Source organism: Candidatus Phycosocius spiralis, from assembly GCF_030158815.1.
GTDB lineage: Bacteria > Pseudomonadota > Alphaproteobacteria > Caulobacterales > Aquidulcibacteraceae > Aquidulcibacter > Aquidulcibacter spiralis.
In genome coordinates, this window is record NZ_BPFZ01000013.1 from 1 (window position 1) to 21,953 (window position 21,953).

Sequence of the window (21,953 nt, forward strand, 5' to 3'; positions counted from 1 at the left end):
TTGTGGGTTAGATAGCTTCACTTCATGGTCAAGACATAGCAGCCCATAGCAACCCATGTCCCTCTCAGTGGGACTATCGACCTATTCCAAGTCCTTGATCTAAAGCCTGCCCGATGACCCTAAGTCTACGCACCCCCCCCAAGGAGGGTGATCATTCATGGTGATCTCGCTAAGACAGCCTTTACGCCATGCTCTGCCTGTGCAGGCATCATCGGGCACGGCTTCAAGGCAAGCAAAGCGCGCCCTTGAACCGTTCCAAGTCCTTGATTTAAAGCCTACCCGATGACCTTAAGTCTACGCACCCCCACCTCTGGCACGACCTATCGCAAGCGAATGATTATCGACACTCTCTTGCAGGACTGGTGTAGATATTAGAATAAGGGATGCCTTCATAACGCAATCGGCGTGCAATTGGTGTGCAATTAGGAATATCCAACTAATTTTTGGCAATCTCAGCCGGTGACGTCAGTCTAAAGGACACGAGCGAGGCCAAAGCGGCCCAACGATGGGTGCACCTCAAAAGGCGAACAGACTCTCCTTATAAATAGCTCAGATCAGGGGCTGGGTCAGTTTTTTGTTGGTGCCGCAAGCAAAATTCACGCAAACTGCATCGCTTTTGCCAAATCGCGTTTCAAGGGTGGTCAAGGCTGCATTTCGTAGCTCAGCTAAGCTGGCATTCACCATTTTTTGGCTCTGTCGGGCCAAAGCCAATTCATCAAGCACATCACACCAAGGCTCAGGGAATACGGCAGCCAGACGCTCACGCACATAAGAGGCCGCAGCTGGACTAGCCCCACCCGTACCGGCACTCAAGACCAGCCTCCCACGTTGAACAATAGCTGGGGTATGAAAGTCACATAGGTCAAGAACATCTTCGGTATTTAACAAAACCTTTTTGGCGCGTGCTGCGATACCAAGAGCTGAAGCGGCACCATCTGTGAGATCGGCGATCCATAAAAGATTTAAGCTGTCTAAATCCTGGTCATTGGGTAAACGTTTCAGGAGGGCGGTCCCAGCGAGGAGATGTAATGCATCACTGGGCGCATCGGAAAAAACCACAGGTGTGGCCCCCAGATTTCGTAGCCACGCCAGCCGCCTTAAAGCAAGGTCACCGCGCCCAGCTAAGCCAATGCTGATTTTACTTGGGTCTAGATGGATTGGGATCATGGTCATATGCTCTTGGGTTTGTAGGTTGAGAGGTTCAATTTTCTCAGTTTGGATATGGTCAAGAATGACTGGATCAAGCCCTCCATTAACGTGCAACGGTCTCGACAGTCACCACAAAAAGGCGCATTGGGCGCAAGAAAACCAATAATTGCAAGATTAGGCGAATTGATGTCGAAATTCCAAAGCCATATTGAGGGTCATGCGATTTCCCGCATCGGTTGGCTTCGAGCTGCGGTTCTTGGGGCCAATGATGGTATTGTATCGACTGCCAGTTTGATTGTTGGCGTGGCTGCGGCTTCTGCCACCCATGAGTCGATATTGTTGACGGGTGGTGCGGGCTTAATTGCTGGGGCAATGTCGATGGCGGCGGGAGAATATGTATCGGTGAGTTCGCAAGCCGATAGTGAGGCTGCTGATATCAGCCGAGAACAGCAGGAATTACTCGAAACGCCTGATCTTGAGCTTAAAGAATTGGCAGGCATTTACCGCAGCCGTGGATTAACTCCAAAGCTTGCAGAAGAAGTTGCTATTCAATTGACGGCGCATAATGCTTTGGCCGCCCATACACGCGATGAACTGGGAATTAGTGAGCATAACACCGCCAAGCCGATCCAAGCAGCTTTGACTTCTGCAGCGACCTTTAGTGTGGGTGCGGCCTTGCCGCTTTTTACCGCCATGGTTGCACCAACCCATGCAATCATACCCTTGGTCAGTGTTGGCGCTCTTGTGTTTTTAGCGATTTTAGGTGGTGTTGGAGCCACAACTGGTGGGGCAAAGCCAGTGCGGGCTATCCTTCGGGTGACGTTCTGGGGCGCTTTGGCCATGGGGTTAACAGCTGCCATTGGCCACATAATGGGGGCTACGATCTAGCCTTGCGCCAAGCCCAGGGATCACTGCGTCACTCTTTTCAAAATTCATGGGTCAACCGCAAGCAAGGCGTGGGAAGTTGGTCTTGCCATTTAAGGCATGCCTAGACTAATTGGGATAATGACACTGAAACTTGCTATAGCGGGAGCTTGCGGGCGCATGGGCCGCGCCCTGCTTGAGGCTGCCTATGGCGATCCGCGTTTTGCCATTTCCGGCGGAACCCAGCGTCTAGGTTCTAATGAGCTTGGCATGGATTTGGGTGTCTTATGTGGTCAGGCACCACTTGGACGGTGCACCAGCTCTGAAGTTGCTGAGGCAGCGGACCAAGCCGACATATGGTTGGATTTTACAACTCCTTCTGCCTTTATTGCGGCTGTGCCTGCTCTTCGGGCGTCTTCCATTCGGACGATCATTTTAGGAACAACTGGCTTTGATGGTACCCAAGAGCGTGAGATCGAAGAGGTAGCTACGCGGTTTTCTGTGGTGCGCAGTGGAAATTTCTCATTTGGAGTCACTGTATTGGTGGGCTTAGTCCAGCAAGCAGCAGCTCGGTTGGGCACGGACTTTGATATCGAAATCTTAGAAACCCATCACCGCCATAAGCTGGACGCCCCATCTGGCACCGCATTGATGCTGGGGCAGGCCGCCGCAACCGGTCGTGGAGTCGACCATGGCAAAGTTGCGACTGGGCACTCGACGTCGCTTGGCGCTCTAAGGCCCCCAAATGCCCCACGTCAAACCGGTGATATAGGCTATGCCAGTCGCAGAGCAGGGGGCATTATGGGTGAGCATGAAGTGATGTTCGCAAGCGATACCGAAACGATTCGTCTAAGCCATACTGCTATTAATCGGTCGCTATTTGCTAAGGGTGCGCTGGTAGCAGCGTTTTGGGCAAAAGATCAGCCCCCAGGGCTCTATTCTATGTCCGATGTTTTGAACCTTTAGGGGTCTTGCGCCATTTAGGCATAGTGGATGGTCAACCAAGAAGGGAATGACGAATTGTCTTGTCTTTAGTGCATTCGCCTTGCCACCACGTCCCGCCATCAGAACTCAAAACAGCCAAACCAATGCTGATCAATAAGTGCTTGCCAGCCCATGACAGAATTTGCCTTTGGCCTGCAGCCCATGGCAAGATTGAGCTATGCGCTTTTTCCTTCGCCCCGCCACACGTGATGATGCTCCTGCCATTATGGCGATTTATGCCCACCATGTGCTTACAGGGACTGGGACATTTGAGTTAGAGGCCCCTGACATGGGTGAGATTGAAGCCCGCATGGACAAAATCGCACAGCGCCAATGTCCATGGCTGGTTGCTTATGACGGGCAAAACCAAGTTGTTGGCTATGCTTATGCTGGAGCATTTCGAGAGCGTCCAGCCTATGATCACACGGTTGAGGATTCGATTTATGTCGCCCCAGAAGCGGTCGGTTATGGAATTGGTCGCGCCTTATTGGTTGAGCTTATGGCCCAATGCAGCAAGGCTGGGTTCAGCCAAATGCTGGCGGTGATCGGTGACAGTGCCAACCATGCCTCGATCGGCCTGCATCGAAGCTTAGGGTTTAGCGATGTTGGAATCTTACGTGATGTGGGTCAAAAATTTGGTCGGTTGCTTGATGTGGTGATCCTGCAAAAAAGTCTGTGAACAAGTCAGTAAAATTGAGATCGCCTGGTTACGCTCTTGTGCAATGTTGTTAAGCTGGCTTTAACAATGTCTACATCTATATATAGGTGACCTGACGATAGCACACACACGATATAGGGGTAAGTTATGACTTTCGGCGATCATGGAACAGGCGTTGGACTGGTGACACCCTCCCATAGTTATAAGCCATTCCGCTATCCTTGGGCCTATGAGTTTTGGAAGCGTCAGCAGCAAGTCCATTGGCTGCCAGAAGAAGTACCTTTGGGTGAGGATTGTAAGGATTGGGCGACGCGCTTGAATGATAATGAGCGCAATCTTCTGACTCAGATTTTTCGCTTTTTCACCCAATCGGATGTGGAAGTTAATGATAATTATATGGAGCGCTATGCGCGGGTTTTTAAGCCCACCGAAATCAAGATGATGCTCTCAGCCTTCTCAAATATTGAAACAGTGCACATTGCCGCTTATGCGCTGCTGCTTGAAACCATTGGCATGCCTGATTCGGAGTTCTCCGCCTTCATGGATTATGAGGCGATGCGCGACAAGCACACCTATATGCAGGATTTTGGTGTTAATACCGAAGAAGACGTGTTGCGCACCTTGGCCATGTTTGGTGGCTTTACCGAAGGCCTGCAATTATTTGCTTCATTCGCCATGCTGATGAATTTCCCACGTTTCAATAAGATGAAGGGCATGGGGCAGATTGTCTCGTGGTCGGTGCGCGATGAAAGTTTACATTGTGAAGGCATGGTCAAGCTATTCCATACCTATGCCCGCGAAACTGGCAAATTGTCAGCCTCAGTCAAGGATGACATAGTGGATTGCTGTAAAAACGTGGTGAAGTTGGAAGACAAATTCATCGATTTGGCGTTTGAAATGGGCCCCGTTCAAGGCATGGTTTCTGAAGATATTAAGGCCTACATTCGCTATATCGCCGACTGGCGGTTAACCCAGTTAGAGCTACCGATAGTCTATGGCGTAACCGAACATCCTCTGCCCTGGCTAAGCCCAATGCTAAACGGGGTAGAGCACGCCAATTTTTTTGAAGCCCGCGCTACCGAATATTCAAAAGGGGCTACTAAGGGTGATTGGCATGGCGAAGATGGAGTATGGTCGATGTTTGACCGCATGCTCAAAAAGCGACAGGTAGAGACTGCCCCTTCAGCTTAAGCAAGTACCATTCATGCCGTCATGGAGGCATGAATTGCCTAGATGTGTTTGGGCCTGGTTGCCAAAACCGCCAAATTGATTGCAATGCTCGCTCAAGAGAATGGCATGCATTTTGAAACAGGGATATCGAAAAGGATATTCCGCATGCGACTAGATTTTTTACCTGTTGATAGCCTTGCCCGCTTTGCATGGGCTTTAGCCGACACCCATGGAGATTCAGCTTTAGCCATAGCCGACCGCACGATTAACGAATTGGAGATTGAAGGTTCTTTGTTAGTAGCAGACGCTTGGCGTGGCCTACGTTCTATGCTGGAAGATATACTGGAAGGCCGGATCGGTCGCGACAGCTTGACGATACATTAGCGCATCTGAAGCGCAACAGACACATTCCCCCAAGGCCTTCTTATCCCGCCACCACATCCAGAGGCAGCTTGAGTTCAAGAGCCCGATGTTAAGGCCAATAAGACAGCGGCACTTGAAGGACGACCAGCATAGCCGCGCCCTGGAACAACACCAATGGTCAAAATTCCTGCTTGCCAGGTTACACTTGGGCGGTCCAGGCTTGGTTGAATGCGTATCCGCTTGACCTGCCGTTCGGGGTGACCAAAAAATCCTCGCGGTGCTCGTGACATGGCTTGAGCTGCCCGCTCTAAGGCCTCATGAACCAATCCGGGTGCTAGACCTCTTGTTGCTTCAACTCGTATGGTCCGGTTTGAAAATTTATCAAACCAACCTAATGCCTTTTCAAGTGTTGCCTTTAACGACCCTGCGCTGTGCAAGGGTGCAGGAAGACTTCTGACCCGGCCCATACTGGCGGCCAGCCCGCCGCCGTTTCCAAGCGGACCATAGATGGTAACACCACCAAAAGCGGTGATGCGCACCATGACTTCCCCAATGTCATTGCGCAAAAATTCATCACCTCTGGGACCCCATTGCGAGGTGAGGGCCCAAACCTCTGGATCGCCGTCAAATTGCAGCAAAACAACCCGTGGCTGAGACCTGTCCAAAATGAAGCGCTGATTATCGGGACCAGCAGAAAATGACACCGCTTGGGGTGCTGCAGCGTTAGGGTCGCTAAACATTTGGGCAAAAATAGGTGGTATCTCGCGCTTAGTTGGCTGCGCTAGACAAGGGCTTGCCGCCCACAAGAGCCCAAGCAGCATACCCAGACTTAAATGTCGTGTTGCGCTGACCTGTGGGGTGCGCCAATAGCACAAGATAGCACGAATGCGTTGAACCATGAAACCCGATTACACCTAGATTCCGGCAATATAGAGACAAGATTGTCGCATTCCTGCGCATCAGGCCTTTTTCTAGTCTCGCGCCGCCGAAACGCCAAAGCACAAGCTTTTGCAATACAGCAATGCTCAAAAAAAAGATCGCACGATGGGCTCTTACCCGGCCTAGGGCTCTAGGCGGTATCCGCCACCTTCGGTGATCAATAAACCGTTGCGGGAGGCAGCTGATTCAATCTTTTGCCGCAACCTATAGACATGGGTCTCAAGTGTATGGGTGGTTACCCCAGAACTATAACCCCAAACCTCACGCAATAACTCCTCGCGTGGCACAGCTTTGGAGCCAGAACGATAGAGATAGCGCAAAATCGACGCCTCTTTGTCGGTGAGGCGAATACGATTACCGGCCGTGTCGGTTAAAGTACGATTGGCAGGCTTGAAATCATAAGGGCCAATTTTAAGGGTTGCGACATCGGTTTGATCGTGGCTGCGCAGATGGGCGCGCACCCGCGCCAGCAAAACGGCAAAGCGAAAAGGCTTGGTGACATAATCATTCGCCCCCGCATCTAAGCCTAGGACAGTGTCTGAATCTGTTGATTGCCCGGTCAGCATGATGATTGGCCCGGCAAAGCCGCCCGTACGGATCGCTTTACACGCTTCGCGGCCATCGAGGTCCGGCAGATCAATATCTAGAATGATCAAGTCGGGCCCCTTGGTGCGTGCCGCTGCAACGCCATTGGCGGCATCTTGGGCCATTAAGGTGTCAAATTCCCCGGTGAGCTCAAATTGCTCCGCGAGCGTGGTTCTCAGATCGGCGTCGTCGTCGACGAGAAGAAGGGTGCGTTTGCGTGACATACATACTACATGGATGTACCTCTATGCCTGTTACAAGGGGTCAAGTAATCACAGAATCTTGATGTGGGAAAAATAATGCAGGTTTTTGCAGCTTCGGCATCGGGTTGGATGACTTTTGGCGATCAAAAGTGGCGCTGTGCGATCGGTAAGGGCGGCGTTAAGCCAGCAGAAGATAAAAGTGAGGGCGATGGAGCGAGCCCTATGGGCCAATGGCCGATCCGGCGGGTTTTATGGCGCCTAGATCGCGGCCCGCGACCATTGTGCGCATTTCCCACTACCCCAATAAATCCCGATGATGGTTGGTGTGACGCGCCAGAGGATTGTTCTTACAATCTGCCTATCACCCATCCTTATACGGCCAGCGCTGAGCGTCTTTGGCGTGAAGATGGCCTCTATGATATCATCGCGATCTTGGGCTATAATGATGATCCGATCGTCGCGGGCAAAGGTTCGGCCATCTTTATGCATTGCGCATCTTTAGATTATCGGCCCACTGAAGGCTGTGTCGCTTTGTCCCACGATGATTTGCGGGTGGTTTTGTCTTTGGCGCGCCAAGGTGACGTTGTAGCCTTCACTCAATAGGGTGATGACAGTCATGGATTGTGCGATGTTGCCCAATTGCTCTTGCACAAAGGCGCTGTTTGGCGTTTTAGGCTAGGATCATGCATGAAGAAGCCATTACAATTCACATAGATCCAGTCGTCTCAGCGCCCAAGATCGCGCCTACCGATAGTGCACTGCCTACTAAGGCTTTGTTTATTCAGACCTATGGCTGTCAGATGAATGTCTATGACAGCGAACGCATGGCCGATCTATTACGCCCGCTGGGCTACCGCGCTACCGACAAGCCCGATCAAGCCGATTTGGTTGTGCTTAACACCTGCCACATCCGCGAAAAAGCCACTGAAAAAGTCTATTCAGAAATTGGTCGCCTCAAAGCTCATAAGGACAGGCTCGCGTTGGTCGGCAAAAAAATGACGATCGCGATTGCAGGCTGCGTCGCTCAAGCCCAAGGCGAAGAGATTATGCGTCGCGCGCCATGCGTTGATCTCGTCGTTGGCCCGCAGGCCTATCACAAGTTACCCGAACTAATCGCCCAAGCTGCACGAACCACTGGTGAGCGCCTTGATACCCGATTTGAAGCGGTTGAGAAATTTGATGCTTTGCCCAGCAAGCGGACACCCGATGGCCCAACCGCCTTTTTGTCTATTCAAGAAGGGTGCGATAAATTTTGCACCTTCTGTGTCGTGCCGTACACGCGTGGCGCAGAGTTTTCCCGTGGTGTTGACTCCATCCTCCTCGAAGCTGAAGGATTGGCGCGCCAAGGCGTGCGCGAACTCACGCTTTTGGGGCAGAATGTGAATGCTTATCATGGCCAAACGGGTCATAAGACTTGGTCATTGGCCCAGCTTGTAAGGGCTTTGGCTAAGATCGATGGGATTGAGAGAATCCGCTATACCACCTCCCACCCCAGCGATATGAGCGACGACCTCATCGAAGCCCATGGCGAAGTGCCTGAATTAATGCCTTATCTACATCTGCCGGTACAGACAGGTTCCAATAAGATTCTCAAGGCCATGAACCGTAAGCATAGCGTGGAAACCTATCTTGAAACCATTGCCGCGATGCGCAAGGCCCGCCCCGATATCGCCTTGGCCTCGGATTTTATTGTTGGCTTTCCCGGCGAGACCGAGCAGGATTTTGAAGATACGATGGAGCTGGTCCGCTCCGTGGGTTATGCGGGTGCTTATAGTTTTAAATATTCCAGACGGCCTGGAACCCCCGCTTCTGATTTGCCCGAGCAAGTGCCCAGTGACGTGGCTGACAATAGGCTACAGCGCTTGCAGGCCTTAATTTTGGAACAACAACGCGCCTTCAACGAAACTAAAGTGGGTCAAAGTTTTGATGTGTTATTTACCGGACCTGGACGTAATGCCGGTCAAATTCTTGGTCGCAGCCCTTGGCTACAATCGGTGCATGCGCAAGGCCCGCACTCGTTAATTGGAGGCTTGCACCGTGTGCGTATCATTGGGCAAATGTCCAATTCCCTCACAGGCGTGTTGGTTGATGCTATATGAGCAAAGGTCTCACCACCACGCAATGTCGTCTCCCGCTTGACTATCCATCCTTGGCACCCTTGGTGGCAGGACCCGCGCATCGAAATTTAGCGATGGTTGAAGATGCTTTTAACGTCAGTGTCACCGCCCAAGGTGGTGATATCGTCATCAAGGGGGCTGATCCTCGTTCCCTCAGCCAAGCCCGCGATGCGGTGTTGGCGATGATTGAGCGTGCCGAAGGTGGTGATGAATTGGGTCTGGCCGATGTACGTTCCAGCATCGCTTTTGTCCGGGGGGGCAGTGCTGCTCATGGGCAAACGGTTGCTCTTTCGCTGCCTGGACGCCGGGCCGTCATAAAACCACGTACCCCAATGCAGGCGCAATATCTTCAGGCTTTGGCCAGTGGCACCCATGAACTGGTGTTTGGTGTCGGCCCAGCTGGGACGGGCAAAACCTTTATGGCGGTCGCTGTGGGCGTTTCTATGTTGTTGGACGGGCGTGTCTCACGCGTGGTTGTCACCCGTCCGGCGGTAGAAGCAGGTGAACAGCTTGGTTTTTTGCCTGGCGATCTTGAAGAAAAAATAGACCCTTATTTGCAGCCAATCTGGGATGCATTTAAGGCGGTGTTAAGTGCCGCCGAGTTGGAGCGGCGCAAAGCCAATGGGGAAATTGAAGTGGCACCCTTGGCCTTCATGCGGGGCCGCACCCTATCTGACGCTTTTGTTATTGTGGATGAAGCCCAAAACACGACTAGGATGCAAATGAAAATGCTGCTTACCCGCTTAGGGGAGGGATCACGCATGGTGGTTAATGGTGATCCCAGTCAGACGGATCTGCCGCGCCGCAGTAAGTCAGGGCTTGGACATGCGCTCCATCTGTTACGCCGGCTAGAAGGTGCGTGTCAGATTTATTTTTCCAGCGAGGATGTTGTGCGCCATCCTTTGGTTGGTCGGATCGTTGAAGCTTATGAAGAAGAAGACCTAAAGGAAAAGTCTGAAATGGCGCGAGACGGGGATCGGAGAAGGTTGAAAACTTTGGCCAATAGCCTATTCCATGTTGAGGTTGAGATCGACCATGCGGGTTGGGAAGATGTTTTTGGGCCTAAACCTTATGCCTATTTGGAAAAAATAGCTGTAGCAGCAGCAGCTTTTGTTGAAGCAGAAGGGGAGTATTTCACGCTCTTACTTACCAATGATGCCCATAGTCGCGAGCTGAATGCGCGCTGGCGTCAAAAGGATCAGCCTACCAATGTGCTTGCTTTCCCAGCACCACAATTACCCAATACACCTCATGCAAATCTAGGCGATGTGGCTTTAGCCTATGAGACCTGTGAACGTGAAGCAGGTGAGCAGAAAAAATCCGTCAAAGATCATGCTACACATTTAGTGTTACATGGCCTATTACATTTGTTAGGTTATGATCATGCGTCTGAAGATGCAGCAGTAGAAATGGAAGGATTAGAGCGGGAGATACTGGCAAGTCTTGGAATTGCAGACCCCTATCATGACGATGACTGACGACCCATCCAGTAGCCAATCTCGGCCTAAATCCAGCTTGTGGAAGCGTTGGGTACAAAAACTTCGCCGTCAAGAAGCGGCTGCGGGCTTAGACCCTGCCCAACTTCTACGTGAGCGCGCGCAATCGGGTGAAACGATTGAGCGAACCCAAAAGGACATGATCGTCAAAGCTGCCAGTTTTGACCGGCTTTCGGTGCGTGATGTGATGGTACCAAGAGCTGATATCACGGCGGTGGATTTGGAAATGACACTGGGCCAAGTGGCAAGGATGTTTGAAGAACACCAACATTCGCGCATGCCTGTCTATGCTGAAAATCTCGACACCCCTGTTGGCTTTATTCATGTAAAAGACATTTTGTCACTTTTAATTCCCGATGCGGATGGTATCGCTAAAGCCAAGCTTGACGAATTGGTGTTGTCACGCTTGAAGCGAGATCTGCTTTATGTACCAATTTCGATGAAACTACCCAATCTTTTGCTACAAATGCGGGCCAAGCGGTGTCATATGGCTTTGGTGATCGACGAATATGGCGGCACCGATGGGTTGGTTACAATTGAGGATTTGGTAGAAGAAATCATTGGCGACATTGATGATGAGCATGATGACCTCAATCAGGATTTAATTGTTGAAACCGGTAACGGTGTTTGGGAAGCCGACGCCAGAGTTGAATTGGACGATTTTTCAGCCCGCGCCGGCGTCGATTTCGCCTTAGAAGATATGGAAGATGATATTGATACTTTGGGCGGGCTGGTATTTGCCTTGGCTGGAAGGGTGCCGCCGCGTGGGGAGATATTACACCATCCGACCGGATATGATTTTGAGGTGATTGATGCTGATCCGCGCCGAATTAAGCGGGTTCGGGTTCGTTCAGCTAAAGCTGTAGCACATGGGGGCATTGATCCAATACAGGCTGGTTCCCTGTGAAGGAAACCGATTGTAAGCCTAGCCTAGTGGCCAGTCGTGAAATGGCTGGGCCGAGGTGGATCTTACACATTGTTGTTTGGAATAGCACTCTTGGTCCACCTCTAAGTGGACTCCTTTCTCTTGGGCTTGGAGCTATTGCAGTTCTAGGTCAGGCACCTTTTCACCTATGGCCCATTTTTGGATTTGCCATGATGGGACTGGTTGTGATGATGGATGGCGCGAGCCTTCAAAAGCGCCGTTTTGCTTCGGCCTTTTGGCGGGGTTGGGCATTTGGTTTTGGCTATTTTTTGGCCGGCATGTTTTGGATCGGCAATGCATTTCTAGTCGATGCTGAGAAGTTTGCCATGATAATGCCGCTGGCGGTTACAGCCCTGCCCGCTGCTATGGGGATTTATTGGGGGCTTGCGGGGGGTGTTGCGATGCTGGCTTGGCGCGCTGGGGCAACACGGCTTATGCTGTTTGGGACTTGCATCGCTTTGACTGAGTACGCGCGCAGCCATTTATTCACGGGCTTGCCGTGGAATTTGCCAGCCTATATTTGGACGCCTGGGGGGGTGTGGAGCCAGTTGGCCGCTCTGATCGGCCCTTACGGACTGACTTTGGTGACTTGTGTGCTGTTAACAGCGCCCTTGTGTCTATCAAGCCCTACAGCACGTTCGCGAAGGTTTGGACAAATTGGGTGCGCAATCGGCGTAGCTATTGCGATCTATGCATATGGATTTGAACGCCTGTTGACTGCTGGGGGAGTCGATCCGATGGCGGGTAAAGGGCCGATCATCGCCGCAGGTCAGGCAGGATTTTCGCAAAAAGAAGTCTGGGACCCGGCCAATAGTGTCCGTGTTGCGCAAACCTATTTGAACCTTTTGGATGCACCTGAGGCGCAAAAGGCCGATATAGTGGTGTGGCCTGAAGCCGCTTTTCCTTTTTTATTGTTGGAGGAGCCCTTAGTTTTAAATCAGATTCAAGAAAAACTCAGGCACCGCACTTTGGTGGTTGGCTCTGTTCGGCGAGAAACCGCCAATGAAAAATCAACTTATTTCAATAGCCTTTTGGTTTTTGATGTGGAAAGTGGTGGCCTTACGACCCGCTCCATCTATGATAAATTTCACTTGGTTCCTTTTGGCGAATATCTCCCCCTAAGAACCGTGTTTAGCGCCTTGGGTATCGCCAGTTTGGTGGCTTATGATGGTGAGATGACCCCTGGGCCAGCCCCGGCACTATTGAACGTGCCCAAAGCACACTTTGCTGATCCGCGGATCTGCTATGAGATTATTTTCCCTTTGTTCAATATGCGGGCAAAGGGCAAGGCTCGGTGGATCCTTAATGTCTCGATCGATGCATGGTATGGGGATATACTTGGCCCCGATCAACATTTTGCCCAAGCCCGTTATCGCGCAATTGAGACAGGAATGCCATTGGTGCGGGCTGCAAGTGGGGGGTGGTCTGCTATTGTGGATCGCTTTGGTCGCACGGTTGCGCAACATAGGTCAGGGGCGGGCTATGCGATTGCTAAGTTGCCTGACTATGGTTCACTTACACCATATGCGCGATTTGGTGATGGTTTATTTTTCGTTATGGCATTTGCTTTGTTAAGCATTTCATTGTGGCGCCATAATCGTTATTGATGTATAGTTTGTTTATTGAATGAGTGGTTGAAATAGGATCCAAAGCTATGATTAATCATCGTCGATCCACTTCCGTGGATGCTTATGTTGGCCGGCGGCTAAAGCAACGTCGGGAAGATTTAGAATTAAGTCAGGAAAAATTATCTGAATTGCTTGGGCTTTCCTTCCAGCAAGTCCAAAAGTACGAACGAGGCCTTAATCGGGTTGGTGCTAGTCGCCTTTTTCAATTATGTGGAATTTTAAACGTCGAACCTTCTTTCTTTTTTGATGGTTTAACAGCAGAGCGTGCCGAAGGTGTCGCCGAAAGCCAGTCCGATGCCACGACCCTATCAACGGCATCCTTATTGGCTGCACCTGGTGCTTTAGAGCTTTTAGCCGATTACGCGCGCTTGAAGTCAGCTGGCCAACGCAAGAAGGTGCTTGAACTGATCAAAATATTGGCTGACGATGTTTGATGAGATTGCGCGGCTTTCCCATGTTAGGTGCCGTCTCACCAGTTTTGGGGACCAATACCTTCGTATTCATCAGATACAAAGCCTGTTTTGGTGCGCCTTAGATCGCTCAATAGCGTTTTGACGATCGGCAGGCATTTAATCAACTCAATCAAGCTTTCTTTTCAATCCTTTGGGGACTAATTTGCCCTAGCCTGACGATTTGACTGAATTGAAAGGGGCTGAGCTGGTCCAAGGCATGCCAGAAAACGAAGATTTGCATCGGTGTTCAAGAAATGAGCGACAAGAATTACTTCTTGCTGCGCTATTCTAAAGCAAGGCATAAGCGGGCATGTCGAATCGTGAGTTTTCAGCGCCAAAACCATTTGGCCCGCTTAGATCCTTTGGCCGGGTTCGCGGCCGTGCCTTGTCGCGACGACAACAGTATTTGTTTGAAACCTTGTATCTAACTCTTTCGATACCTTCAGAACCGGTTGGCATGCTTGATCCCCTTGTATGGAAGCCTGATGCAAGCCAAGTGATTTTTGAAATCGGTTTTGGCGGTGGTGAACATTTGGTGGGCCAAGCCAAATTGAACCAAGATCGCCTCTATTTGGGCGCGGAACCATTTCAGGAAGGCGTCGCCAAAGCGCTGGTGGGGATACAAGAGTTTGCTCTCACCAATGTGCGCCTTTTAGCATCTGATGCCCGGCCAATACTGAAGAAACTTAAGCCTGCAAGTCTTGACCTTTTGGTGATCTTGTTTCCTGACCCATGGCACAAGTCGCGCCATACCAAGCGTCGCCTGATACAAGATGACTTCCTCCAAGATGCGTATCGTGCCTTAAAGCTCGGTGGTGAGTTAAGGTTTGCGACCGATTGGTCAGCCTATGCCGCTTGGACATTAGCCAAAATGATACAGCATAGCGGCTTTGACTGGTTGGCTGAGGCCCCCAGTGATTGGAGAGAACCGCCAAAAGATCACATCACCACCCGGTATGAAACTAAGGGTTTGGGGGATTGTCGCCCTATTTTCCTGCGATTCATCACCCGCCCGTCGCAGAGGTGAGGGCCACAAACACATCTTCCAGATTGGGCTCTTCAATCCTCAAGTCCTTAATGCGTACACCGACCTCAACTGCTTTGGCCAGTAAGTTGGCTACGCTATCGTCCTTGGGTCGATAATGAATGGCCAATGTGCCATCGGTCCGAAGCGCCGCCTCTAGTTCTGATAATCCAACGGGGATTTGACCCAATGGATCCATTGGCGTGATCACCACGGCCTTTTTGTCCAAACGGCGAAGAAGGGTGGGGGTCGGCTCACAGGCAATTAAACGCCCCTGATTGATGATAGCAATCGTATCGCATAATTCTTGGGCCTCTTCTAAATAATGGGTTGTTAGCACTATTGTGACGCCGTGTTCCTTGTTTAACGTGGTGATATAGTCCCACAAGCTTCGACGCAGTTCCACGTCCACCCCGGCAGTGGGTTCATCTAGAATTACCACCGGAGGCGTGTGGACTAAAGCCTTTGCGATCAATAATCGCCGTTTCATGCCACCTGACAAAAGACGTGAATAAGTATCGCGTTTATCGGCCAGGCCAACAGCCTCCAAAAGCTCCATCGTGCGGCGTTCTTTTGCTGGTACACCATAAAAACCGGCTTGTAGTTCGAGGGTTTCATAAGGGGTAAAAAAGGCATCAAAACTGATTTCTTGCGGCACGATCCCGATTGCAGCTTTTGCGTTGCGATGGTCAATATCAATATCGATGTCCCAAATCTGTACCTTGCCAGCGGTTTTAACCACCAGACCTGCCAAGATATTGATAAAGGTCGATTTACCCGCACCATTTGGGCCTAAAAGCCCGAAGATAGATCCTTTTGGAATAGACAGATCAAGGCCATTGAGTGCTTGCTTTTCCGGCGCTTTACCGCTGGCTGCATAGGTTTTTACCAGCCCCTGGGCTTCAATCGCAAAAGAGGGTTTAGACATGATTTCTCGCAAAAGCCTAATACATTGAAAAGAATCAATACCAGTTATACAGACCCCAAAATGGTGTCTATAGAGTTTCTGGTTGCCAAGATTGACGCAAAGGCCAAGAAAGCTTTAACAAAAAGTGGATGTTGCCTTAGCACATCTTGGAGCTAGAGAAACAGCTTATGTCTAAACCCAAACCCGCCCAATTTCCCATCCCTATCGAAACCATGTATGTCCAAAGTCACCGCATCGCTTGTGACGGTGGTGAGGGTGCTTTAGGCCACCCAAAGGTCTGGTACGAAATGGGCGACGACGGGAAGGTTGAATGCCTTTATTGCGGACGGATCTACGTCCATCAATCAGCTCATTAAAACTTTACCCGAATCCATTGGCGCTCAAGCTTGGGAACCTATCCCTTGTTGGAACCCCATTATGATCCAGCGTTCCTTAATCAGGTATGGTTTCAATATTGATGCTGGTTTACGTCTTCATGCTTTGCCGACGCACCATAGCGCGAAAGCGTGGCTATCGGCCACTTCTTTAAGGCGATCAAATCGACCTGAAGCTCCACCATGACCAGCCGACATGTTAACATTGAGTAAAAAAGGTCCCGCATCTGGGCTGAATTCGCGCAATTTAGCTACCCATTTGGTGGGCTCCCAATAGGTGACCTGGCTGTCTGATAGGGCGGTTTGGGCAAAGAGTGGTGGGTAAGGTTTTTTACCAACTTGGTCGTAAGGACTATAGGCCATCATATAATCATAGGCCGCTTTGGAAGTAATCGGATTGCCCCATTCAGTCCATTCGGGTGGCGTCAGGGGTAATTCACCATCCGATATGGTGTTAATCACATCCACAAACGCCACGCCACCAATCACTCCGGCAAAAAGCTCTGGTCGTTGGTTCATCACCGCACCGACCAGAAGCCCACCAGCCGAGCGCCCTTCGATCACGATTTTCTTGGGGTCAACAAATTTCTGTTCGGCCAAGGCTTCCGCCGCACGCGCAAAGTCTGAGAACGTGTTTTGCTTTTTCATAAGCTTGCCATCGAGATACCATTGATAGCCACGGTCCTGGCCACCTCGGATATGGGCAATGCAATAGACCATACCCCGATCGACGAGAGGTAAGCGATTGGTGGAAAAACTTGCGGGCATCGAAATACCATAGGAGCCATAACCATAAAGCAAACATGGCGCGGATCCATCAATCGGGGTGTCCTTATGGTATAAAATAGTTAGTGGAATCGACGCGCCATCACGGGCCATCGCTGTTGTGCGGCGCACAACATAATTGTCCTTATCATGACCTGAAGGGATTTCTTGGGTCTTAAGTAGGACTTTGACCTTGGTATTAAGATCATAATCCCACGTCTCGGTTGGTGTTGAGGGTGAGTTATAGGTAAAGCGCAATTTTGTTGTATGCCATTCAAATCCCCGCAAGACTGAAAGATCATAAGCCTCTTCTTGAAATTCGATTTGATACTCTTGGTTCGTCACCATGTTGCGCACCGTCAGTCGGGGCAGCGCATCAATGGCTTCTTCGCGGACCATATGGCCACTGTAGAGGTTGACATTTTCAATGAAGCGGCCCGCAACATGGGGGATAAAATCACGCCAGTTTTTGGCATCGGTTGCGCCAATTGGGGTTTTGGCCACCTTAAAATCAACCGCGCCATCCGCATTGGTGCGAATATAAAAATGCTTGCCATGATGATCAGGGGAATATTCCACGCCTTTGCGATAAGGGGTAAATGGCTTAGGACTTGCCGTGGGTGTGGTGAGTGACAAGATCAATACGTCTGAGCTTTCACTCTCGGAGCGATAAATGATCAAATACTCAGCCGAGGATGTCTTTCCAATGCCCATTTGAAACGCTGGGTCTTTTTCTTCAAAGATCATCACATCTCGCTTAGGATCATCACCAACGACATGGCGCATGACTTTGGTTGCCCGAAAATTATCATCTAAAAGCGTATAAAAACAGGTCTTTCCATCTTTGGCCCAGACAAGCCCAGCAGACGCACCCTCTATTTTATAGGGTAAGTCGACGCCAGTTTCCGTTACGCGAAAGCGCAATGTTACCTTATTGCCGCCCTCATAATCGACAAAATAGGCGAGAAGGTCATGGTTTGGACTTTGCTCCCAATCTTGCAGGCGCCAGAATTTTTCCCCTTGTGATTCCTTATCCCCGTCGATCAGGATGTTGTCTTTCCCAGTTGGCTCACCGCTTATAGGATCAACGGCTTTGCGGTATACGATAGGATATTGGCCGCCTGTACGAAAGCGGGTAGCATAGGCCCAAGCGCCATCGCGCGCTGGAATACTTGAATCATCCTGTTTGATCTTGGCCTTTAATTCTTCAAAGAGATCGGCGCGTAACTTAGCTGTGGGCTCCAAAAGAACGGCGTTTGTATAGGCATTTTCAGCCTCTAAATGGCTACGAATTTCCGCGCTAATTTTAGAGGGATCGTCAATCACCTCTTGCCAATTAGGATCACGCAACCAATGGTAATAATCCGTACGGGTATGGCCATGCTGGGTGATTTCATGGGCAATTTTTTTAGCAATTGGGCCTTGTGGTGCGCCGCGACGTGGGTTCATCGTTTGAGCCTTTACGGGTAAAGCAGAAAGGGCGGTCATGGCTGCACCTGCAAGCAGAATGTTACGCCGGTCAATTGATTGTCGCATGATTTTCCCCATTATTATGTTATGAGAGGGCGAATTGGCCCCTGTTCATTCCTTTTGTCTGGCCACCCAGAATGTCTTCTTGTCTAGCTGCATGTCTATCCATGATCTTCGATGCGTGATTGGGGGAAGGACGTCAAGTTGCAACTTTGTCATGATGTAGAGCCTGTTACATCATTTCAAAAACCTAGCCCCATCTTGGTAGGTCAAGGATCAAGCGCAAACACCATGATGACAGCCTTGCTGATTGGGTGATATCTTTATGAATGCCTCAACCTACGCTGCGCCAATTATCGTTTTTGATCGCAATAGCCGATCATGGATCTTATGTGACCGCCGCACAGCATGCCCTGGTTACCCAGCCTTCGCTATCTGCTGCTATCAAGCAATTAGAGGCGATTTTGGGTGTAATCCTGATTGAGCGTGGACGTGGCGGGGCTACTTTAACACCAGCTGGGGAGATCGCAGCGGCGCGCGCGCGCGCTATTTTGTCTTCTGTAGACGATTTAGGCGAGGCCATTCGCGGCACATCAGAACCCTTAACCGGGCCTTTTCGTTTAGGTGTAATCCCAACCATAGCGCCCTTTTTATTGCCCAAAGTTCTGCCACCAATCAAAATGGCCTATCCTGAGCTCAAGCTTTATTTACGCGAAGATTTAACCAGCCGTTTGGTTGATGGCCTGCGGGCCCATACTTTGGATGCTGCTTTGATCGCTTTACCCTATGAAGCTTCAAGCATCACCACCATGGCTTTATTGGAGGATGAATTTTTGTTCGTCGGTCCCCATGATCATCCACTTTCTAGCAAAGCACAGCTCACAATCAGTGACTTAGAGGGAGAGCAGGTATTATTGTTAGAAGATGGGCATTGCCTGCGCGATCATGCCATTGGGGTGTGCGGGGCGATTCGGCCGGGGCTGGCGGAAGTGCGCGCAACCTCTTTGTTTACTTTGGTGCATATGGCAGCTGGGGGCTTGGGTATATCCTTACTTCCAAAACTTGCAGCCGATGCTGGTTTGGCTGTTGAAGGGCTAACCGTGAGGGCCTTTGATCCCCCTGTGATTGGCCGTCAAGTCGGCCTTGCTTGGCGACGCACCAGCGGGCGCGTGCATGAGATTAAGCTTTTGGCGAGGCTTTTGATGCCCTCATGACAGACGCCACCTTCCGACTATGCTTCACCTTTGGCTTTTGGATGTTATTGTTTGGTCTAGAGTGGCTTCGTCCGGCCCGTCAATCACATTTAACATCCCTACGTATGGTACGCCATTTCAGCTTAGGACTAAGCGGTGCTTTACTATGCCGTTTGGTGCTGGTAGGGGGGTTGACCAGCGTCGCAGCTTGGGCAGAATCGGCTGAGATTGGCATATTCAACACGGTTGGTCTATATTCAAGCGGTGGGCTTACCGGGCTGGCGGTCTTGATCATTTGCTTTTTGCTGTTGGATTTTTCGGTCTGGGCACAGCATGTGCTGACCCATAAACTGCCATTTCTTTGGCGCTTCCATCGGGTACATCATAGTGATATTGCGATGGATGTCACCACCGCATTGCGGTTTCATCCAGGTGAAATTCTGTTTTCCTTAGCCTATAAGTCAGCCATCATCCTAGCCTTAGGGGCACCACCTATCGTGGCGCTTGCCTTTGAAGTGACTTTAGGGGCAGGCGCTTTATTCACGCACGCCAATGTCAAAATACCTACCAGACTGGACGATGTTTTGCGCTTACTGGTGGTGACACCAGCCATGCATTTAATTCACCATAGTCAAGACCCCCGCAATACGCATTCAAACTACGGCTTTAGTTTTTCAATCTGGGATCGTTTGTTTCGCACCTATCGCCCACCACCAGACTCTTCAGCACCATTGGAATTGATCGGACTGGAACATTGGCGGGAGGCACCAGACCAATCCCTGCGTGCGCTTTTGGTCAACCCTCTGCAATGAGGCGGGTATCAGGTAGGCCATTTAGCCGCTGTCAGATCAGGGTTTGCCCAGCCGCGCCGGGCGCAGGCGGCTAACACTGTGTTGTGTAACAGGCAGGCAATCGTCATTGGGCCAACGCCACCGGGAACTGGGGTGATAGCGCCAGCCACCTCCAACGCTTCTTCGTAGGCCACATCGCCAACAAGACGGGCAGCACCTTGCCCTTTTCTTGGATCGGCGACTTTGTTGATCCCAACATCGATGACGGTCGCCCCGGGCTTTATCCAACTGGCCTTAACCATTTCAGGGCAACCAACGGCAGGCACCAATATGTCAGCACTTTTACATACATCTGCCAAGTTCTTGGTGCGCGAATGGGCGAGCGTAACCGTACAATCTTGTGCAAGAAACAAAAGACCCGCGGGCTTGCCGACCAAGATTGAACGACCAATCACCACAACATGGCTACCGCTTAAGTCACCCAAACTATGTTTGGCCAAGATAACACACCCGGTTGGCGTACAAGGGCGTAATCCGGGGCGGCCAAGCAATAAACGCCCAGCCGACACTTCGGTTAGGCCATCCACATCTTTAGCAGGGTCAATGCAGGCAATGACAGCATCGCTATTAAGCCCCGCTGGCAAAGGCAATTGCACCAATATGCCGTCAACGTCTGGATCGCGCGACAGCGCCTTAACCTGATCCTCCAGTGCCGATTGAGAGATCGTAGCGGGTAGTTTAATCTCAATTGAGCGCATACCAACTGCCAGAGTGCGGCGCGTCTTATTGCGCACATAGACTTGGCTGGCGGGATCCTCTCCCACTAAAACAACATATAAACAAGGGGCGACATCATAGGCCTTGACCAAGTTTGCCACAGCATGCTCGAGGGTTTGTTCTAAGGCCGCACTCATTGCCTTTCCGTCAATCATTCGCGCAACCATATGTGAACCTTATGCGAAATGGATATTCATGGCGGGCCAATCAGCGCGCTGAAAAGCCGTGCTAATGCCAGATCAAAATGGTATGAGAGGGACCGCGAAATTTTGCACCATTTGAATGCCCAAAATCAACACCACAGGCGATAAATCCACGCCTCCTAAATTGGGCAAAATCTTACGTATGGGATTAAGCAAGGGGGTCGTTAAGCGATCACAGGTATCATAAATGGTTGCGACTAGACGATTACGTAAATTGATAACATCAAATGCGACCAGCCAGCTAAATACAGCACTTGCGATCACAATCCAGAGGTACAGACTTAGAACGGTGCTGAAAAGCCATTCAACTGGACCAATTGTCATATGTGCTATCCTTCATACGGCCTTGATGGCACGTCCTGAAGCGAAGGTGGGGGAAACGCCGGGTCGGTTCAAGGGGCGCGCTGTTGAAAATCATGAAAACCGACCTCTCAACGATGAGAAGGTCAGGTAAGGTTTCGGTTTTCTTGACGGGTCAGGTAAAAATTGGTCAAAATATCGGCTTAGGGTTTAAACGATCAGCAATTGAATAGGCCTATGAATTAATTTGATTTATGGGAAATCCTTGATCATGTTGATCCAAAAAACGCGTCGTAAAAATCCCACCAAAATGCGCGCTGCCTCAATGCCCTCTCAGGGCAATAATGCCGATGCAGGCCAGTCGAGTGAAACCATGCTGGTGACGGCACACAATGCCGAACTATTGGCCCAAGCCGAACCCTCTCCGGTACAGCGTATTCAAGATCGGCTGGAACAGGAATTTACGGCACAAGATCAACAGGGCGACTTGCCGTTGAAAGATCTTCGACCTTTAGGATTTGCGGCTGCGATCATCATTTCCTTGATTGCTTGGACCTTGATTGTGCAACTGGTTCGATGGATCATTTAATTCACT

Annotated in this window: 23 protein-coding genes; 16 read left to right on the forward strand and 7 right to left on the reverse strand. The window is 50.6% G+C overall.

The annotated features are described in order from the left end of the window. Positions 1-549: 549 nt before the first annotated feature. Complete coding sequence (locus PsB1_RS09475; protein WP_284360702.1) at positions 550-1,167, reverse strand: precorrin-2 dehydrogenase/sirohydrochlorin ferrochelatase family protein; 618 nt, start codon at positions 1,165-1,167, stop codon at positions 550-552. A gap of 168 nt (positions 1,168-1,335) precedes the next feature. On the opposite strand from PsB1_RS09475, the gene PsB1_RS09480 reads away from it, so the two are divergent. The 5 genes from PsB1_RS09480 (at position 1,336) to PsB1_RS09500 (ending at position 5,209) form a co-directional block, all read left to right on the forward strand. Then, on the forward strand, positions 1,336-2,037 hold the full coding sequence (locus PsB1_RS09480) for a VIT1/CCC1 transporter family protein (RefSeq protein ID WP_284360704.1): 702 nt from the start codon (positions 1,336-1,338) through the stop codon (positions 2,035-2,037). A gap of 117 nt (positions 2,038-2,154) precedes the next feature. Beyond that, positions 2,155-2,979, forward strand: a complete 825-nt coding sequence (dapB, locus tag PsB1_RS09485) for a 4-hydroxy-tetrahydrodipicolinate reductase (RefSeq protein WP_284360706.1) — start codon at positions 2,155-2,157, stop codon at positions 2,977-2,979. Between the two features lie 196 nt (positions 2,980-3,175). Then, the gene (locus PsB1_RS09490; protein WP_284360708.1) at positions 3,176-3,676 is read left to right on the forward strand and encodes a GNAT family N-acetyltransferase; all 501 of its coding nucleotides are present in this window, start codon (positions 3,176-3,178) and stop codon (positions 3,674-3,676) included. A gap of 126 nt (positions 3,677-3,802) precedes the next feature. Further along, the gene (locus PsB1_RS09495; RefSeq protein ID WP_284360709.1) at positions 3,803-4,846 is read left to right on the forward strand and encodes a ribonucleotide-diphosphate reductase subunit beta; all 1,044 of its coding nucleotides are present in this window, start codon (positions 3,803-3,805) and stop codon (positions 4,844-4,846) included. A gap of 144 nt (positions 4,847-4,990) precedes the next feature. After that, entirely contained in the window at positions 4,991-5,209 is a 219-nt protein-coding gene (locus tag PsB1_RS09500; protein ID WP_284360711.1) for a hypothetical protein, read from the forward strand. Between the two features lie 74 nt (positions 5,210-5,283). On the opposite strand, the gene PsB1_RS09505 is transcribed toward PsB1_RS09500, so the two are convergent. Beyond that, the gene (locus PsB1_RS09505) at positions 5,284-6,087 is read right to left on the reverse strand and encodes a DUF4908 domain-containing protein (protein WP_284360713.1); all 804 of its coding nucleotides are present in this window, start codon (positions 6,085-6,087) and stop codon (positions 5,284-5,286) included. Between the two features lie 162 nt (positions 6,088-6,249). After that, the gene (locus PsB1_RS09510) at positions 6,250-6,936 is read right to left on the reverse strand and encodes a response regulator transcription factor (protein ID WP_284360715.1); all 687 of its coding nucleotides are present in this window, start codon (positions 6,934-6,936) and stop codon (positions 6,250-6,252) included. Between the two features lie 75 nt (positions 6,937-7,011). On the opposite strand from PsB1_RS09510, the gene PsB1_RS09515 reads away from it, so the two are divergent. From PsB1_RS09515 to trmB, 7 genes are all read left to right on the forward strand, one after another. Then, positions 7,012-7,518, forward strand: coding sequence for a L,D-transpeptidase family protein (locus tag PsB1_RS09515; protein ID WP_284360717.1), 507 nt, complete (start codon positions 7,012-7,014; stop codon positions 7,516-7,518). An 80-nt stretch (positions 7,519-7,598) separates the two neighbouring features. After that, positions 7,599-9,014: a tRNA (N6-isopentenyl adenosine(37)-C2)-methylthiotransferase MiaB gene (gene miaB, locus PsB1_RS09520; RefSeq protein ID WP_284360719.1), complete on the forward strand. Its 1,416-nt coding sequence runs from the start codon at positions 7,599-7,601 to the stop codon at positions 9,012-9,014. Next, the gene (ybeY, locus tag PsB1_RS11850) at positions 9,011-10,510 is read left to right on the forward strand and encodes an rRNA maturation RNase YbeY (RefSeq protein ID WP_320412733.1); all 1,500 of its coding nucleotides are present in this window, start codon (positions 9,011-9,013) and stop codon (positions 10,508-10,510) included. The genes miaB and ybeY overlap by 4 nt, the downstream gene beginning before the upstream one ends. Further along, positions 10,497-11,435 (forward strand): hemolysin family protein, encoded by a 939-nt coding sequence (locus PsB1_RS09535; RefSeq protein ID WP_284360720.1) that lies wholly within the window; start codon positions 10,497-10,499, stop codon positions 11,433-11,435. The genes ybeY and PsB1_RS09535 overlap by 14 nt, the downstream gene beginning before the upstream one ends. 41 nt (positions 11,436-11,476) lie before the next feature. Further along, positions 11,477-13,060 (forward strand): apolipoprotein N-acyltransferase, encoded by a 1,584-nt coding sequence (gene lnt / locus PsB1_RS09540; RefSeq protein ID WP_284360893.1) that lies wholly within the window; start codon positions 11,477-11,479, stop codon positions 13,058-13,060. A gap of 47 nt (positions 13,061-13,107) precedes the next feature. After that, the gene (locus PsB1_RS09545; RefSeq protein ID WP_284360721.1) at positions 13,108-13,515 is read left to right on the forward strand and encodes a helix-turn-helix domain-containing protein; all 408 of its coding nucleotides are present in this window, start codon (positions 13,108-13,110) and stop codon (positions 13,513-13,515) included. A 328-nt stretch (positions 13,516-13,843) separates the two neighbouring features. After that, entirely contained in the window at positions 13,844-14,560 is a 717-nt protein-coding gene (gene trmB / locus PsB1_RS09550) for a tRNA (guanosine(46)-N7)-methyltransferase TrmB (RefSeq protein WP_284360723.1), read from the forward strand. On the opposite strand, the gene PsB1_RS09555 is transcribed toward trmB, so the two are convergent. Further along, the gene (locus PsB1_RS09555; RefSeq protein ID WP_284360724.1) at positions 14,538-15,485 is read right to left on the reverse strand and encodes an ABC transporter ATP-binding protein; all 948 of its coding nucleotides are present in this window, start codon (positions 15,483-15,485) and stop codon (positions 14,538-14,540) included. The genes trmB and PsB1_RS09555 overlap by 23 nt on opposite strands. A gap of 167 nt (positions 15,486-15,652) precedes the next feature. Between PsB1_RS09555 and PsB1_RS09560 the strand changes: the two genes are divergently transcribed. After that, complete coding sequence (locus PsB1_RS09560) at positions 15,653-15,841, forward strand: zinc-finger domain-containing protein (protein ID WP_284360725.1); 189 nt, start codon at positions 15,653-15,655, stop codon at positions 15,839-15,841. Positions 15,842-15,958: 117 nt separating this feature from the next. Here PsB1_RS09560 and PsB1_RS09565 read toward each other — a convergent pair whose 3' ends face one another. Further along, positions 15,959-18,160, reverse strand: a complete 2,202-nt coding sequence (locus tag PsB1_RS09565) for a S9 family peptidase (protein WP_284360726.1) — start codon at positions 18,158-18,160, stop codon at positions 15,959-15,961. Positions 18,161-18,423: 263 nt separating this feature from the next. Here PsB1_RS09565 and PsB1_RS09570 point away from each other — a divergent pair, with 263 nt between their 5' ends. Both PsB1_RS09570 and PsB1_RS09575 read left to right on the forward strand, forming a co-directional pair. Further along, positions 18,424-19,308 (forward strand): hydrogen peroxide-inducible genes activator, encoded by an 885-nt coding sequence (locus PsB1_RS09570; RefSeq protein WP_284360727.1) that lies wholly within the window; start codon positions 18,424-18,426, stop codon positions 19,306-19,308. Beyond that, on the forward strand, positions 19,305-20,099 hold the full coding sequence (locus PsB1_RS09575) for a sterol desaturase family protein (protein WP_284360729.1): 795 nt from the start codon (positions 19,305-19,307) through the stop codon (positions 20,097-20,099). The genes PsB1_RS09570 and PsB1_RS09575 overlap by 4 nt, the downstream gene beginning before the upstream one ends. Positions 20,100-20,107: 8 nt before the next feature. On the opposite strand, the gene folD is transcribed toward PsB1_RS09575, so the two are convergent. Continuing rightward, positions 20,108-21,022, reverse strand: coding sequence for a bifunctional methylenetetrahydrofolate dehydrogenase/methenyltetrahydrofolate cyclohydrolase FolD (gene folD / locus PsB1_RS09580; RefSeq protein WP_284360732.1), 915 nt, complete (start codon positions 21,020-21,022; stop codon positions 20,108-20,110). Positions 21,023-21,094: 72 nt separating this feature from the next. Then, the gene (locus PsB1_RS09585; protein ID WP_284360734.1) at positions 21,095-21,382 is read right to left on the reverse strand and encodes a YggT family protein; all 288 of its coding nucleotides are present in this window, start codon (positions 21,380-21,382) and stop codon (positions 21,095-21,097) included. Positions 21,383-21,629: 247 nt separating this feature from the next. Here PsB1_RS09585 and PsB1_RS09590 point away from each other — a divergent pair, with 247 nt between their 5' ends. After that, the gene (locus PsB1_RS09590) at positions 21,630-21,947 is read left to right on the forward strand and encodes a hypothetical protein (protein WP_284360737.1); all 318 of its coding nucleotides are present in this window, start codon (positions 21,630-21,632) and stop codon (positions 21,945-21,947) included. The last annotated feature ends 6 nt before the right edge of the window (positions 21,948-21,953 follow it).

What these genes read in the sequence shown, in the direction of transcription:
- PsB1_RS09475 (WP_284360702.1), bottom strand. Translation starts at nt 1,167, where the DNA reads ATGATCCCAATCCATCTAGACCCAAGTAAAATCAGCATTGGCTTAGCT.
- PsB1_RS09480 (WP_284360704.1), top strand. Translation starts at nt 1,336, where the DNA reads ATGTCGAAATTCCAAAGCCATATTGAGGGTCATGCGATTTCCCGCATC.
- dapB (WP_284360706.1), top strand. Translation starts at nt 2,155, where the DNA reads ATGACACTGAAACTTGCTATAGCGGGAGCTTGCGGGCGCATGGGCCGC.
- PsB1_RS09490 (WP_284360708.1), top strand. Translation starts at nt 3,176, where the DNA reads ATGCGCTTTTTCCTTCGCCCCGCCACACGTGATGATGCTCCTGCCATT.
- PsB1_RS09495 (WP_284360709.1), top strand. Translation starts at nt 3,803, where the DNA reads ATGACTTTCGGCGATCATGGAACAGGCGTTGGACTGGTGACACCCTCC.
- PsB1_RS09500 (WP_284360711.1), top strand. Translation starts at nt 4,991, where the DNA reads ATGCGACTAGATTTTTTACCTGTTGATAGCCTTGCCCGCTTTGCATGG.
- PsB1_RS09505 (WP_284360713.1), bottom strand. Translation starts at nt 6,087, where the DNA reads ATGGTTCAACGCATTCGTGCTATCTTGTGCTATTGGCGCACCCCACAG.
- PsB1_RS09510 (WP_284360715.1), bottom strand. Translation starts at nt 6,936, where the DNA reads ATGTCACGCAAACGCACCCTTCTTCTCGTCGACGACGACGCCGATCTG.
- PsB1_RS09515 (WP_284360717.1), top strand. Translation starts at nt 7,012, where the DNA reads ATGCAGGTTTTTGCAGCTTCGGCATCGGGTTGGATGACTTTTGGCGAT.
- miaB (WP_284360719.1), top strand. Translation starts at nt 7,599, where the DNA reads ATGCATGAAGAAGCCATTACAATTCACATAGATCCAGTCGTCTCAGCG.
- ybeY (WP_320412733.1), top strand. Translation starts at nt 9,011, where the DNA reads ATGAGCAAAGGTCTCACCACCACGCAATGTCGTCTCCCGCTTGACTAT.
- PsB1_RS09535 (WP_284360720.1), top strand. Translation starts at nt 10,497, where the DNA reads ATGACGATGACTGACGACCCATCCAGTAGCCAATCTCGGCCTAAATCC.
- lnt (WP_284360893.1), top strand. Translation starts at nt 11,477, where the DNA reads ATGGCTGGGCCGAGGTGGATCTTACACATTGTTGTTTGGAATAGCACT.
- PsB1_RS09545 (WP_284360721.1), top strand. Translation starts at nt 13,108, where the DNA reads ATGATTAATCATCGTCGATCCACTTCCGTGGATGCTTATGTTGGCCGG.
- trmB (WP_284360723.1), top strand. Translation starts at nt 13,844, where the DNA reads ATGTCGAATCGTGAGTTTTCAGCGCCAAAACCATTTGGCCCGCTTAGA.
- PsB1_RS09555 (WP_284360724.1), bottom strand. Translation starts at nt 15,485, where the DNA reads ATGTCTAAACCCTCTTTTGCGATTGAAGCCCAGGGGCTGGTAAAAACC.
- PsB1_RS09560 (WP_284360725.1), top strand. Translation starts at nt 15,653, where the DNA reads ATGTCTAAACCCAAACCCGCCCAATTTCCCATCCCTATCGAAACCATG.
- PsB1_RS09565 (WP_284360726.1), bottom strand. Translation starts at nt 18,160, where the DNA reads ATGCGACAATCAATTGACCGGCGTAACATTCTGCTTGCAGGTGCAGCC.
- PsB1_RS09570 (WP_284360727.1), top strand. Translation starts at nt 18,424, where the DNA reads ATGCCTCAACCTACGCTGCGCCAATTATCGTTTTTGATCGCAATAGCC.
- PsB1_RS09575 (WP_284360729.1), top strand. Translation starts at nt 19,305, where the DNA reads ATGACAGACGCCACCTTCCGACTATGCTTCACCTTTGGCTTTTGGATG.
- folD (WP_284360732.1), bottom strand. Translation starts at nt 21,022, where the DNA reads ATGGTTGCGCGAATGATTGACGGAAAGGCAATGAGTGCGGCCTTAGAA.
- PsB1_RS09585 (WP_284360734.1), bottom strand. Translation starts at nt 21,382, where the DNA reads ATGACAATTGGTCCAGTTGAATGGCTTTTCAGCACCGTTCTAAGTCTG.
- PsB1_RS09590 (WP_284360737.1), top strand. Translation starts at nt 21,630, where the DNA reads ATGTTGATCCAAAAAACGCGTCGTAAAAATCCCACCAAAATGCGCGCT.